Source organism: Sorangium sp. So ce726, assembly GCF_051521405.1.
Taxonomy (GTDB): domain Bacteria; phylum Myxococcota_A; class Polyangia; order Polyangiales; family Polyangiaceae; genus Sorangium.
Map to the genome: position 1 here is coordinate 13,277,837 of NZ_CP150349.1, position 12,339 is coordinate 13,290,175.

Below are 12,339 nucleotides of genomic sequence, written 5' to 3' on the forward strand. Positions count from 1 at the left end.
TCGTGCGCTACGTCTAGGCCTTCACGCGCAGGACGGCCGTGCCCTTCGCCTTGCCGTAGAGCTGCTTGATCTCGATCTTGTACTCGCCGGGGGACGACGCGCTGAACTCGACGGGGGAGGCGCTCTGCGGCTTGCCGGTGGGCAGATCGCGCAGCACGCGCTCGATGATGATCTTCCCGGACGGGGAGCGGATCTTGATGTTGAACGGCGGGGTCGCCTCGTCGTAGGCACGGAACACGAGGCGCACGGTGTCTCCGACCGAGACCGGGGTGGTCTGGCTGATCGTCTCGATGTCGCCTTCGTTCTCAACGGTATCGGCCACGCGTCGCTCGTCCCGTGAGGTGCCTCACTGCGGTCCCTCGGCGCTCATTGTAGTCGCGTCTGGCGGAGATTCGCGAATTTGGAGCGCGCGGCCGGCTGGCGCCGCCCGCCGGAGGAGGCCGACCGCGGGCCGCCTCCTCCGGGGAGCTCAGGCCTTCGACCATCGCAGGCGCGGCTGGCGCGCGGCGCGGGCCTCGTCGAGGCGGCCGACCACCGTGCCGTGGGGCGCCTGCTTCACGACCTCCGGCGTCTCCTGCGCCTCCTTGAGGATGCTGAGCATCGCGGCCACGAACTCGTCGAGGGTCTCGCGGGTCTCCGTCTCCGTCGGCTCGATCATCAGGGCGCCAGGCACGACCAGCGGGAAGTAGACGGTGGGCGCGTGAAAGCCGTAGTCGAGCAGCCGCTTGGCGACGTCGAGCGTCTTGACCCCCGTCTCCTTCTCCAGCTGGCTGTCGGAGAGCACCACCTCGTGCATGCACGGCTGCGGGACCGGCGCGAGGTAGTGGTCCTTCAGCTTGGCCCACAGGTACCGCGCGTTGAGCACGGCGAGGCTGCTCGCCGCCGTGAGGCCGTCGCCGCCCATCTCGCGGATGTACGTGTACGCCCGGATGAACATCCCGAAGTTGCCCGTGAAGGCCCGGAGCCGCCCGACGCTCTGGGGCCGGTCGCGGTCCCACGCGAAGGCGTCGCCGCGCCGCACGAGGACGGGCGAGGGCTGGAACGGCTCCAGGTGCTTCTTGAAGCAGACCGGCCCGGATCCGGGGCCGCCGCCGCCGTGCGGGGTCGTGAACGTCTTGTGCAGGTTGATGTGGATGACGTCCATGCCGACGTCGCCCGGGCGCGCGTGCCCCATGATCGCGTTCGTGTTCGCGCCGTCCCCGTACACGAGCCCGCCCTTGTCGTGGATCAGCTTGATGATCGCCGGCAGGTGCGTCTCGTAGGCCCCGAGGGTGTTCGGGTTCGTGATCATCAGCCCGCAGACGTCGCCGTCCGACCCCTCGCGCTCGATCGCGGCGAGGACCTGCTCGGGGTGGGTGATGCCGTCGGCGGTCTTCTCGATCCGGACGGCCACGAGCCCGTTGAGCGCGCAGCTCGCCGGGTTCGTGCCGTGGGCGCTCTCCGGGATGAACACCTTCCTCGGCGAGCGCCCCTTCGACTCGTGGAACGCCCGCATCATCATCAGCCCGGCGAGCTCGCCCTGCGCGCCCGCGGAGGGCTGCAGCGAGCAGCCGTCCATCCCGCTGACCTCGCAGAGCGCCTCCTGCAGGCGCCACATCACCTCGAGCGAGCCCTGGCTGAGCTCGTCGGGCGTCATCGGATGCAGCTTCGCGAATCCGGGGATGCGCGCGGCCCACTCGTTGATCTTCGGGTTGTACTTCATCGTGCACGACCCGAGCGGGTACATCTGCCCGTCGATGCAGAAGTTCCACTGCGAGAGCCGGATGAAGTGCCGGAAGGCCTCCGGCTCGCTCACCTCCGGCAGGCCAGCCGGCTCCTTGCGGGCGAGCGCGCCGTAGTGGGCGGCGGGCTCGACCTCGGGCACGTCGAGCGGGGGCAGCGACGCGCCGGTCCTGCCCGGCGTGCCACGCTCGAAGATGGGGGGTTCGCGGAACTGAATGCCTCGAGGCTGCGGTTGGGTCATCGGGGGCTGTTATGTCAGAGGCCGGGGGGCTCGGCAGGTGCTTCGTCGGAGGGAGAGGCGGGCGGCTCGGGCGCGCCTTCCTCCTGGTTCGCGCTGTCCCAGTCGCCGCCGCCCATGTCCGTGGCGCCGGAGCCCCCGATCGACTTCAGATCCGGGAGCATGTTGCGCTGCTTGACCGCTTCCCAGGGCTCGCCGACCTCGTCCTTGTTGCGGCCGATCTCGCCCGCCAGCCGGTCGTCGACGTTCTCGCCCTCCGGCCGCTGGTACTTGAAGTACCCCCGGCCTTCCTTGGTCGCGCTCTGCCCGATCGCGCCGATGGTGTGCTCGGTCCAGGTGAATTTGATGAGGTCGCCTGTCACCGTCCCGTGCAGCACACCCCAGCGATCCTTGACGGGACGGATCCAGCGTCCCTCGATGGCGTCGTTGTCCTGCACGAGGTGCAGGTAGCCGTAGAGCTCGCTGTAATAGACCCCCGTCCAGTCGCCGCCTTCGGGCATGTCACCGGCTTGCACCTTGGCCGTCTTGGGCGCGGGATTCGAGCTGCAGCCAAGCGCCGTCGTCCCCATCAGGAGGGCACATGCGGCGCCAGCAATCCAAAGCCGTCGCGATACGTTCATGGCGGCGGAGCCTAGCACAGCACCTACCCGCACCCATACCCCCGCCATGCGTCTCCGACGTCGCACGGGGGCGCGCGCGGAGGTGGGGAACGGGAACGGGGGTGGGGAGCGCGCGCGCTACGTCACGAACGTGTACTTGCCTCCCTCCTGCAATGACGTGTGCCACCTGCGCGCCAGAAGGAGGAGCGTAACGTACCATTCGGCGTGTGCGCGACTGCGTCAATTTTCCGCTTCCACCTCCTTGTAGGGCCCAGAGCGCTGGTAAGCTCCCTGGCATGATGAACTCCCTTGTCTCCAACCGAGGTTTTGTAATTCCCGGTAGAATCGCTCTCTTCACCAGCGTCCTCGCCCTCGCGGCCTGCGAAGGGCAGCTCGGCAACGTCGACGGCACCTCTCCCACCACCGGCAGCGGCAGTGGCTCCTCCGGTTCCTCTGGCTCCGGTGGCTACCGCCCCCCCGTCGGTGGAGGCTCCAAGCCGCTGCCGGCCGCCGCGTCGTGCGCTCCGGCGTCGAGCGGCTCCTCCGACGTCGCGGAGCCCCAGCTCCTCCTCCAGCTGTCCGACGACGACGAGAGCGCGTGGCTCGGGTCGCCGGTGGTCGCGGATCTCGATGGCGACGGCGAGCAGGAGATCCTGGTGACGCACAACGGCAACGTCGTCGTCTGGCGCCCCGACGGCGAGCAGAAGTGGCGGTACGACGAGTCGCGTCAGAACGGCCGCATCTGGGCGAGCCCGATCGTCGCGGACTTCCGCGGCGACGAGCAGCTCGAGGTGGTCTTCGCGGCGCGCACCACGATCTACATGCTCGACGCGAGCGGCCAGCTGGTGAGCGGCTGGCCCGTCACCTGGAACGACGAGATCCGCTCCCTCGCCGCGGGCGACATCGACGGCGACGGCCAGCTCGACGTCGTCGCCGCGAGCACCGACAGGTCCGACTACTCCGACATCCTCATGGCCTTCCACGCGAGCGGGTCGCCGGTCCAGGGCTTCCCGCCGATCGAGAGCCAGACCATCGGCTGCGACGCGCGCCGGAGCGACGACGCCGAGTGCTGGATCGTGGGCGCCTACGACCAGAACCTGGCCATCGGTGATCTCGACGGCGATGGATCCCAGGACATCGTCTCGCCGATGGATAACTCCTATGCCGGGTTCTATCACGGCACGGGAGAGGCCTTCGACGCGAATCCCATGTTCGAGGGCCGCCCGAAGACGCCGGGCGTGCGGTACATGCACGATCTCGAGCTCGCGCAGCAGGGCTTCGGCGACAGCAGCGACCTGCAGGCCTATTTCAAGAACTCGGCCCCTGCGATCGCGGATCTCGACAGCGACGGCACGCCGGAGATCATCATGCTCGCGGCGGCCGAGGACGTCGACATGTCGGACCAGTCCCAGGGCGTCGGCCTGTGGGTGGTCCGCAACGACGCGAGCCGCATCGAGGGATGGGAGAGCCCGTTCTACGCGTCGGACTACCTGTCCGGCGGCGAGGATCTCGGCGGCAACATCGTGGCCATGACGCAGCAGGTGACCGTGGCCGATCTCGACGCGACGCACGCCGGCCCCGAGATGATCTTCGCGGGCCTGGACGGGCGGATCCACGCGGTCTACGCCGATAAGACCGAGTTCTGGGACGTCACCTACACGGACGACACGCAGGTGCTCACGGGCGGCGTTGTGGTCGGGGATCTGTCGGGCGACGGCATCCCCGAGGTCGTGTTCAACACCTACTCGACCGAGGAGGACAGGAGCCACCTCTTCGTGCTCGACGCTGGCGGCACGATCCTCCACCAGATCGCGCTGCCGCGGCTCGGCGCGATGCCGGTGCCGACGCTCGCCGACGTGAACGGCGACGGGACGATCGAGATCATCGTGTCGCTCCGCGAGATCGGGTGGGACGGGGCGGACCCGGAGCCGAACACGTACGTGTACACGGTGCCGGGATCGGCGACGAACTGCCTGCTCTGGCCGACCGCCCGCGGCAACTACTACAGAAACGGCTGGGTCCGCGCGGCGGACTGACACGCTCCGGCGCCCGTTCGCGCGCCGGCGCTGAAGGAGCGTCGGTGCAGAAGGAGCGTCGGTGCAGAAGGAGCGTCGGTGCAGAAGGAGCGTCGGTGCAGAAGGAGCGCCGGCGCGGGGAGGGCCGATCGCCGCGGCGGTCGGCCCTTCGCCGTCTTGAGCTCCCCCTCGCGGGTGTTCTCCTGGGAGGGGACGGCGCGGCCCTCAGGCCGCGAGCGCCTCGCGGCAGGCGGCGATCGTCCGCTCGATGTCCTCTTCCGAGTGCGCGCCGCTCAGGAACGCCGCCTCGTACTGCGACGGAGGCCAGTAGATGCCTCGCGCGAGCATCGCCGCGTGGAAGGCGCTGAAGCGCTTCGTGTCGGACGTGGCGGCGTCGGCCCAGGAGCGGACCGGGCCCTTCGTGAAGAACAGCGTGATCATCGAGCCGACCCGCTGGACGCAGGCGGTCGCGCCGGCGCCCTCGGCGGCGGCCCGGAGGCCCGCCTCGAGGGACGCGCCGAGCTTCTCGAGCCGCTCGTAGAGAGCGGGCGTGAGGCGATCGAGCGTCGCGAGCCCCGCCGTGACCGCGAGCGGGTTGCCGCTGAGCGTGCCCGCCTGGTACACGGGGCCGAGCGGCGAGACGACGCGCATCACGTCGGCGCGGCCGCCGTAGGCGGCGAGGGGCATGCCGCCGCCAACGATCTTGCCGAGCGTCGTCAGATCCGGCCGGAGGCCGAAGCGCTCCTGCGCGCCGCCGCGGGCGAGGCGGCAGCCGGTCATCACCTCGTCGAAGATCGAGAGCGCGCCGTGCTTGCGGCAGAGGTCGATCACGAGGGCGAGGAACCCGGGTTCCGGCGGGACGCAGCCCATGTTGCCGACCACGGGCTCGAGGATGACCGCGGCGATGTCGCCGCCGCGCGCGGCGAAGGCGGCCTCGAGGGCGGCCGGGTCGTTGTAGGGCAAGGACAGCGTGGTGCGGGCGATGCTCTCGGGGACGCCGGCGGAGTCGGGGGCGCCGAAGGTGGCGAGCCCGCTGCCCGCCTTGACGAGCAGGTGATCGGCGTGGCCGTGGTAGCAGCCCTCGAACTTGATGATGGCGTCGCGGCGCGTGAACCCGCGCGCGACGCGGATGGCGCTCATCGTGGCCTCGGTGCCGCTCGAGACGCAGCGCAGCATGTCGATGCTCGGGTAGAGCTCGCGGATCTTCTCGGCGAAGCGGACCTCGAGCTCGGTCGGCGCGCCGAACGAGAGGCCGCCCAGCGCGGCCTCGCGGACGGCCTCGATGACGGCGGGGTCCGCGTGGCCGAGGATGGCCGGCCCCCAGGAGCCCACGTAGTCGATGTACTCGGCCCCGTCGGCGTCGAACAGCCGCGCTCCCTCCGCGCGGGCGATGAACAGGGGGTCGCCGCCGACGGCGCGGAAGGCGCGCACGGGGCTGTTCACGCCGCCCGGCAGGACGGCGGCGGCGCGGTCGAACAGGGCTTTGGAGGCGGGGGCCCGGTCCGCGCGGGTGGGCGGAGCGCTTGTCGCGTTCGTCATCGTGCTCCGGCCATAGCAGGGGCGAGGCGGGGGAGCGACGCGGATCGCGGGCGAGGGAGAAGCGCGGAGAAGCGCGCGCGGGGCGTCGCGGGCATCGCGGACGCCGGGATCGAGGCGTCGCGGGCGCGGGCGAGCGACACGAGCCTTTCCGGCGCGGTCGCGCTTGGCTATGGTGATCGTCTGGAGAGAGGGGCCGCGACCCGCGGCCGGGCTGCTCCTGGGGACCGCGGGCGCGGCTCCCCGAGCACCAGCATCTGGTGAGCCATGCGGATCTCCGAGGACCCCGGTCCGGGGCAGCGTCTCGGGCGATATGAGCTTCTGCGCCTCATCGGCGAGGGCGGCATGGCGCAGGTCTGGGCCGCGCGCATGGAGGGCTCCCGCGGCTTTCACAAGGTCGTCGCGCTGAAGACGCTCATCCCGGCGCTCGCGCGCGATCCTCAGTTCCAGCGCATGTTCCTCGACGAGGCGAACCTCGCCTCGAAGATCCACCACCGCAACGTGGTCGAGATCCTCGACCTCGGCGACTCGGACGGCGTGCTCTTCCTCGTGATGGAGTGGATCGACGGGCAGACGATGCAGCAGCTGCTCCGGCCGGGCCTCCGTCCGATGCCGCTCTCCCCGGCGATCGCCTCGCGCATCGTGGCCGACGCGGCGCACGGGCTGCACGCGGCGCACGACCTCCACGACGACCGCGGGGAGCCGCTCGGCATCGTGCACCGCGACGTCTGCCCGCAGAACATCCTCATCGATCGCGACGGCACGGTGAAGGTGGCCGATTTCGGGATCGTGAAGGCGTTCGAGCGCCTGGGCGACACGACGCAGACGGGCGAGATCAAGGGCAAGGGCGAGTACATGTCGCCGGAGCAGGCGCAGGGCCAGCCGGTCGATCGCCGCTCGGACATCTTCTCGCTCGGCGTGGTGCTCTTCGAGGCGGTGACGGGCGCGCTCCCGTTCCAGGTGCTGCACGACCTCGTGCTGCCGCAGACCGGGGTGCCGGAGCCGCCGCGGCCCACGTTGATCGCGCCGCATTGCCCGCGTGATCTCGAGGAGATCATCGTGAAGGCGCTCGCGCGCGATCCGCGGAAGCGCTTCCAGACGGCGGGCGAGATGGCGAGCGTGCTGGAGGACTTCCTCATGCGCAGGTCGGGCGTGGTGACGCCCGCGCACGTGGCGGAGCTCCTCCTGGAGCGCTGCGGGGAGAGCATGGAGGAGGAGCGGCAGCGCATCGCGGCCGCCGTCGCCCCCCAGCAGCGCGCGGGGTGGCGGCCAAAGCCGGGCGCGACGCTGTCGGCGGGGCCGCCCTCCGAGGGCCGGCGGAGCGTGCGGTCGGAGCCGCGGCGGGGGCTCGGCGGGCTGATGCGCGCCGGCGGCGATGCGCTGCGCCCGGTGGCGCTGCCATGGCTCGTTGCCTCGGTGTCCACGGGCGTCGCGGTGGCGTCGCTCATGTTCGTCGCGCTCAGCCGGCCGAGGGATCAGCGGTCGCTCGTGGATCCGATCGCGGTGCAGATCGAGCCGAGCGCCGCGGTCGTGCGGCTGAACGGCGTGGTGCTCGGCGTGGGCAGCCAGGTCATCGCGCGGCCGATGCCGGGGGTGTCGCTCTCGGTGGACGTGCGATCGAGCGACGGCGTCTCGCAGACGGTGGAGATCACGTCGGAGTCCCCCGCGCGGATCCAGCTGAACCTGGAGCGCAAGGGCGAGGCCGGGCGCGGGACCCCGGCGCCGCCGGGCAGCCGGGGAGCGACGGCGCCGAGATAGCGCGGGAGGGGAGCGCGCGCAGGCCGCTCGGGCGATCTCGGGTTACCTCGCGGCGCCGTCGGCGTCGCGGCGCAGGAGCCCGTAGATCGCGGTGTCGGTGTACCGCCCGTTGTAATAGCAGTTCTCGCGGAGCAGCCCGTCCCGCACGAAGCCGAGCCGCTCCAGAACGCGCATGCTGGCGCGGTTCTCGGGATCGATGTGCGCTTCGACGCGGTGGAGGTCCATCGCGTCGAACCCGAAGGGGAGCATGGCGCGCAGCGCCTCGGTCATGATGCCCCGGTTCCAGTGCGCGGGCAGCAGCTCGTAGCCGATCTCCGCCCAGCGATGGGGCTTGTTCCAGCGCCAGAAGCCCGTGGTCCCGATGAGCTCTCCGCTCTCGTGAAGGGTGATGCCCCAGCGGATGGATGTGGCGTCGCGGATCCCGGCGAGGACGAGAGCGATCCGCTGCTCCGCGTCGGCCAGCGAGCTGTCGGGCGCGCGGCCGAAGTAGCGCGTCACCTCCGGGTCGGAGTGGATGCGGAGGATGGTCGCGGCGTCGGCGGGCTCGATCGTGCGGAGGCGAAGGCGCGGCGTCATCAGGACGGGGAACGGATCGAACGACACCATCGAGTGAGGGGGATGGGCGGAGGTCCGGCGGACGTCAAGCGTCGGACACGGCGCTGGCCACCGCCGTCCAGGGCGGCGTTCGACTGGAGCGGTGCTCGCCTGGAGCGGCGTTCGAGCCCGAGCCTCGCTGTGCGTCCCTCGCTGTGCGTCGTGGGCGTCGCGCGCTGCGCGAGGGGTGAGCGCTGCGCGCGCTGGAGGCTGGAAGACGCGCGCCGCCCGAGCCGGCGCGTGCGAGGAGGCGGCCGACGCAGCGGGCTTGACGGCACGGCGACCTCGTCCGAGATCTGCAGGGGAGGACACGGCGCATGGCTCCGCTCGAGGATCAGCTACCGGAGCAGCTCGCCGCGATCGACGAGGCGGAGAGCGCTGCCCGCAGTGGGCGCGGCGCGGGCTCTGGGGCACCGGGGCACCGCGTGCGCTTTGCCCTCGGGATCTCCGAGCTGCCTGGCGAGCGCGCGGTGGTCGTGCTTCACGAGGACACGATCCTGCGCTGGCGGCCCACGTCGAAGCGGCCGGACGGCGCGCTGTCGTGGCTCGGCGATGTGTCCGCCGGTGCCGCGATCGCCGTCGAGCACGGCGGGATCTGGGAGGAGGGGATCGTGCTCGGCCGCGTGGTGCGCCCGGCGCGCGCAGGTGGCTGGACGGTTGACGGCGATGTGGAGCATTACCCGTCGATCGCCGAAGCCGAGCAGGCGCACGGCCCGCTCGAGGTGGGCGAGCCGCGGGAGGAGCCATCGCGGACCGGCGCTTCGGCCATCGAGCTGGGCGAGCCGATCGGCCGCGACGCGCGTGGGATCGGGCGCAGGCCGAGGCGGTAGGCGCGCGGGCGCGGCGAGCGCCAACCGAGCAGCGCCGAAGGGGGCGCGAGCGTCCGGATCAGAACACGGCAGCAGCCCTTGCAGGACGTGCCTTAGGGCCTGCCAGCTTGATCTGGAGTATCCGCCGGCGTGGAGCTGGAGATCGTGCGGTTATCGCTGATGAGCTCCCTGCCGAATGATGCCGTGGTTGTTGCGATCGGTACAATCGCACAATCGGAGCTCAAGAAGATCGCGTCTCCTGTCGTTGTCGACGATGACAATCTTCTTCTTGGTCCGTCGAGCTCGGACCCGAGGCGTCATCGCGCTGTGCGCGCTTGTCCAGGTTGTGTGCTGCTGCCGGCGCGCTCCACCCATAGCTGGCAAATCTTGGGTGCGATCACGCCGGGTCTTTCTCCAGGCGAGTCAACAAAAAGCATTGCTATCCACGCCTCACCACCTCGGTGAACTCGCCAGCGCATTGCTCCGCATTGTCCCGGATCGAGCGTGCGCTCCTGCTCCACGCGCTCCGCCCGCGCTGCCCCGACGCCGGCGCGAAGCGCCCCGCGAGCCCGCCGGCCGAGGCGCGCGCCCCCCTCTGCTACCCTCCCGTCATGGATCGTCACCGCTCGCTCCGCATGACCCTCCTCCTCGCCGCTGGCGCCGCCGGCTGCTCCAACGCGAAGAGCCCCGAGATCGCGGTCGTCACGCTCGGCGAGCCGCAGGCCACGCCCCGCGACGCGGGCGTCCCGGACGAGCAGGGCTCGTCCACGCCCCGGCCGCCGCGCGGCGTGGGCTGGGTCCAGGAGCGGGACGGCACGGTGCACCGCGCCACGCGGGTCCGGTGCGACGCGACCATCAACCAGCAAGCGTGCAGCGGCACGGAGCGAACGTTCCAGTGCAGGACGGACGCCGATTGCAAGGAGGGACCCCGCGGAAAGTGCGTGAGCGCGGTCGGGCAGATAGGCGCGTATTGCGGCTGCGAGTACGCCTGCGAGAGCGACGCGGAGTGCGGCGCGTCCGAGGCCTGCGTGTGCAAGGGGACAGGCGCCCTCCGAGAGCAGCACTCGGTCTGCGCAAAGGCCCTCTGCTCGGTCGACGCCGATTGCCCCAGCAACACCTGCGGCCTGTCGGCGTACTTCAATGGTTGCTGGGAGCAGGTCACGCTCGCCTGCCGCACCAAGGAAGATACCTGCCTGCGCGACGCGGACTGCCGATCTGACGAGAGCCGCGGCGCCGCCTGCGTCGTCCCCGACCCGGAGGGAGAGAGCGTGCGCTGGGAGTGCGCCGGGATCTCCTGCGCCATCGGCCGCCCGCTCGTCGTCGACGGTCAGCCGCGCGCCGCGCAGGGCGCCGCGCGCGACGACTGGCGCGCTCCCGCCGAGCTCGATGTCGCGTCCCTCTCGCCCGAGGTGCGCGAGCTCGCCGCGGCGCACTACGCCGCGATGGCCGCGCTCGAGCACGCGTCCATCGCGAGCTTCGCCCGCTTCTCCCTCCAGCTCCTCGCGCTCGGCGCGCCGGCCGCCCTCGTCGGCGAGGCGCACCGCGCCGCGCTCGACGAGATGGAGCACGCGCGCCTCGCCTACGGCGTCGCCTCCCGCCTCGCCGGCCGGGCGATCGGCCCCGGGCCGCTGCTCGAGGCGGCCACGGCGCCGCTCGGCGCCAGCGTCGCCGAGGTGGTGGAGGCGCTCGTCGAGGAGGGCTGCGTGGGCGAGGCGCTGGGCGCGGCGGAGGGCCGTGAGATCGCGCAGCGCGCCGGGGATCCGGCGCTCGCGGCCCCGCTCGCGCGCATCGCCGCCGACGAGGAGCGGCACGCGGCGCTCTCGTGGAGGGCGCTCTCGTGGATGCTCGCGACGTTCGGCGAGCCGGCGCGCTCCGCGGCGGAGCGGGCGTTCTCCCGCGCCGCCGCCCGCTACGCCGTCGACCCGGCCCCCGGGCCCGCCGTGCACGAGGCGCTCGGCCTGCTCCCGGCGCGCGCGCTCGGAGCGCTGCGCCGCGAGGTGCTCGCCGAGGTCATCGCGCCATGCCGCGCGGCCTTACCGGGGTTGTCGCGCGACAGCGCCGCCGCGCAACCGTCGAGTCCGCCACAGGCATCCTCCTGATCGCAAGCGGACTGATGAGGCAGATTCGCCCACTCCCGTAGCAACTTGCCACAGCGGGAAGGGGGCAGTCGCCTGGATTCGGGAGAAAAGGGTGCACCCGTGCCGTGCACCGGATCTTGCACGGGGGCCGGCACTCGAATCCACGTGAGGAGGTCTTTACCCATGGTCGCATCGCGCAACGCTCTCGTCCTGACGATCGGTCTCGCTGTCGGCGTCGGCTGCTCCAACCCGCCCCCGGCGAGCAGCCCGGGCACGAACGAAGCACCACCGCCGCCGGCCCCGACCGCCGCCCCGCCGCTGCCGGAGGCGGCGCCTCCCGCGACGCCGCCGGCTCCTCCGCCCGGCACCGAGCCGCAGGCGGGGGCGACGCAGCTGGGGACGACCACGCCGCCGAGCGCGCCCGCCGAGGCCCCGCTGACCGACGAGCAGCTCCTCGCCGTCCTTGACGCCGCGAACAAGAAGGAGATCGACGAGGCCCAGCTCGCGCAGACGAAGGCCAAGAGCAAGGACGTGAAGGCCTATGCCAAGGTCATTGCTCAGCACCACACCGAGGCCAAGGCGAAGCAGGCCAAGCTGGCCAAGAAGATCGGTATCACGGCGGCGGAGTCGGACAAGAGCAAGCAGCTCACCGACGACACGCAACACGCGCTCGAGCAGCTGAAGGCGCTGCAAGGGGCCGACTTCGATCAGCAGTTCGTGGCTACCATGATCAAGGATCACCAGAACACGCTCGACTTCCTCGACAGGAAGGCGCTGCCGAACGCGAAGAACGCCGATCTGAAGGCGATGGTCGAGAAGGACCTCCGTCCGACGATCGAGAAGCACCTGAAGGACGCGGAGGCGCTCTCGCAGAAGCTCGGTCCGGCGGGCGCGGGCGCGACAGGCACCCAGGGCGGCGCGCAGCCCCCGGCCCACGGCACGAAGCCTGGCACCAAGGAGGCCGCGCCCCCGCCGAAGTAGTCGGCAGCT

Annotated in this window: 11 protein-coding genes; 6 read left to right on the top strand and 5 right to left on the bottom strand. The window is 71.5% G+C overall.

Features of this window, described 5'->3' with window-relative positions; all coding sequences use genetic code 11:
* Positions 1–13 precede the first annotated feature (13 nt).
* From WME79_RS49505 to WME79_RS49515, 3 genes are all read right to left on the bottom strand, one after another.
* Complete coding sequence (locus tag WME79_RS49505) at positions 14–322, bottom strand: hypothetical protein (protein WP_437296896.1); 309 nt, start codon at positions 320–322, stop codon at positions 14–16.
* 147 nt (positions 323–469) lie between these two features.
* Positions 470–1,963, bottom strand: a complete 1,494-nt coding sequence (gcvPB, locus tag WME79_RS49510; RefSeq protein ID WP_012241772.1) for an aminomethyl-transferring glycine dehydrogenase subunit GcvPB — start codon at positions 1,961–1,963, stop codon at positions 470–472.
* 14 nt (positions 1,964–1,977) lie between these two features.
* A complete protein-coding gene (locus WME79_RS49515; RefSeq protein ID WP_437530211.1) occupies positions 1,978–2,580 on the bottom strand; it encodes a hypothetical protein in 603 nt (200 codons plus the stop codon).
* A 275-nt stretch (positions 2,581–2,855) separates the two neighbouring features.
* Between WME79_RS49515 and WME79_RS49520 the strand changes: the two genes are divergently transcribed.
* Complete coding sequence (locus WME79_RS49520; protein WP_437530214.1) at positions 2,856–4,595, top strand: FG-GAP repeat domain-containing protein; 1,740 nt, start codon at positions 2,856–2,858, stop codon at positions 4,593–4,595.
* A gap of 204 nt (positions 4,596–4,799) precedes the next feature.
* Here the strand turns inward: WME79_RS49520 and hemL are convergent, their stop codons facing one another.
* Positions 4,800–6,113: a glutamate-1-semialdehyde 2,1-aminomutase gene (gene hemL, locus WME79_RS49525; protein ID WP_437530216.1), complete on the bottom strand. Its 1,314-nt coding sequence runs from the start codon at positions 6,111–6,113 to the stop codon at positions 4,800–4,802.
* Positions 6,114–6,377: 264 nt separating this feature from the next.
* Here hemL and WME79_RS49530 point away from each other — a divergent pair, with 264 nt between their 5' ends.
* The gene (locus tag WME79_RS49530) at positions 6,378–7,868 is read left to right on the top strand and encodes a serine/threonine-protein kinase (protein ID WP_437530219.1); all 1,491 of its coding nucleotides are present in this window, start codon (positions 6,378–6,380) and stop codon (positions 7,866–7,868) included.
* 42 nt (positions 7,869–7,910) lie between these two features.
* Here WME79_RS49530 and WME79_RS49535 read toward each other — a convergent pair whose 3' ends face one another.
* Positions 7,911–8,474 carry a GNAT family N-acetyltransferase gene (locus WME79_RS49535; RefSeq protein WP_437530222.1) on the bottom strand — a complete coding sequence of 188 codons (564 nt, stop codon included), beginning with the start codon at positions 8,472–8,474 and terminating at the stop codon, positions 7,911–7,913.
* A 305-nt stretch (positions 8,475–8,779) separates the two neighbouring features.
* Between WME79_RS49535 and WME79_RS49540 the strand changes: the two genes are divergently transcribed.
* From WME79_RS49540 to WME79_RS49555, 4 genes are all read left to right on the top strand, one after another.
* A complete protein-coding gene (locus WME79_RS49540) occupies positions 8,780–9,292 on the top strand; it encodes a hypothetical protein (RefSeq protein ID WP_437530225.1) in 513 nt (170 codons plus the stop codon).
* Positions 9,293–9,421: 129 nt separating this feature from the next.
* The gene (locus WME79_RS49545) at positions 9,422–9,736 is read left to right on the top strand and encodes a hypothetical protein (RefSeq protein ID WP_437530227.1); all 315 of its coding nucleotides are present in this window, start codon (positions 9,422–9,424) and stop codon (positions 9,734–9,736) included.
* Positions 9,737–9,759: 23 nt separating this feature from the next.
* Positions 9,760–11,370 (top strand): ferritin-like domain-containing protein, encoded by a 1,611-nt coding sequence (locus WME79_RS49550; RefSeq protein WP_437530229.1) that lies wholly within the window; start codon positions 9,760–9,762, stop codon positions 11,368–11,370.
* A 162-nt stretch (positions 11,371–11,532) separates the two neighbouring features.
* Positions 11,533–12,330, top strand: a complete 798-nt coding sequence (locus tag WME79_RS49555) for a DUF4142 domain-containing protein (protein WP_437530231.1) — start codon at positions 11,533–11,535, stop codon at positions 12,328–12,330.
* Positions 12,331–12,339 lie beyond the last annotated feature (9 nt).

Excerpts from the sequence above, each read along its gene's own strand:
- gcvPB (WP_012241772.1), bottom strand. The coding sequence starts at position 1,963 with ATGACCCAACCGCAGCCTCGAGGCATTCAGTTCCGCGAACCCCCCATC.
- WME79_RS49515 (WP_437530211.1), bottom strand. The coding sequence starts at position 2,580 with ATGAACGTATCGCGACGGCTTTGGATTGCTGGCGCCGCATGTGCCCTC.
- WME79_RS49520 (WP_437530214.1), top strand. The coding sequence starts at position 2,856 with ATGATGAACTCCCTTGTCTCCAACCGAGGTTTTGTAATTCCCGGTAGA.
- hemL (WP_437530216.1), bottom strand. The coding sequence starts at position 6,113 with ATGACGAACGCGACAAGCGCTCCGCCCACCCGCGCGGACCGGGCCCCC.
- WME79_RS49530 (WP_437530219.1), top strand. The coding sequence starts at position 6,378 with ATGCGGATCTCCGAGGACCCCGGTCCGGGGCAGCGTCTCGGGCGATAT.
- WME79_RS49535 (WP_437530222.1), bottom strand. The coding sequence starts at position 8,474 with ATGGTGTCGTTCGATCCGTTCCCCGTCCTGATGACGCCGCGCCTTCGC.
- WME79_RS49540 (WP_437530225.1), top strand. The coding sequence starts at position 8,780 with ATGGCTCCGCTCGAGGATCAGCTACCGGAGCAGCTCGCCGCGATCGAC.
- WME79_RS49555 (WP_437530231.1), top strand. The coding sequence starts at position 11,533 with ATGGTCGCATCGCGCAACGCTCTCGTCCTGACGATCGGTCTCGCTGTC.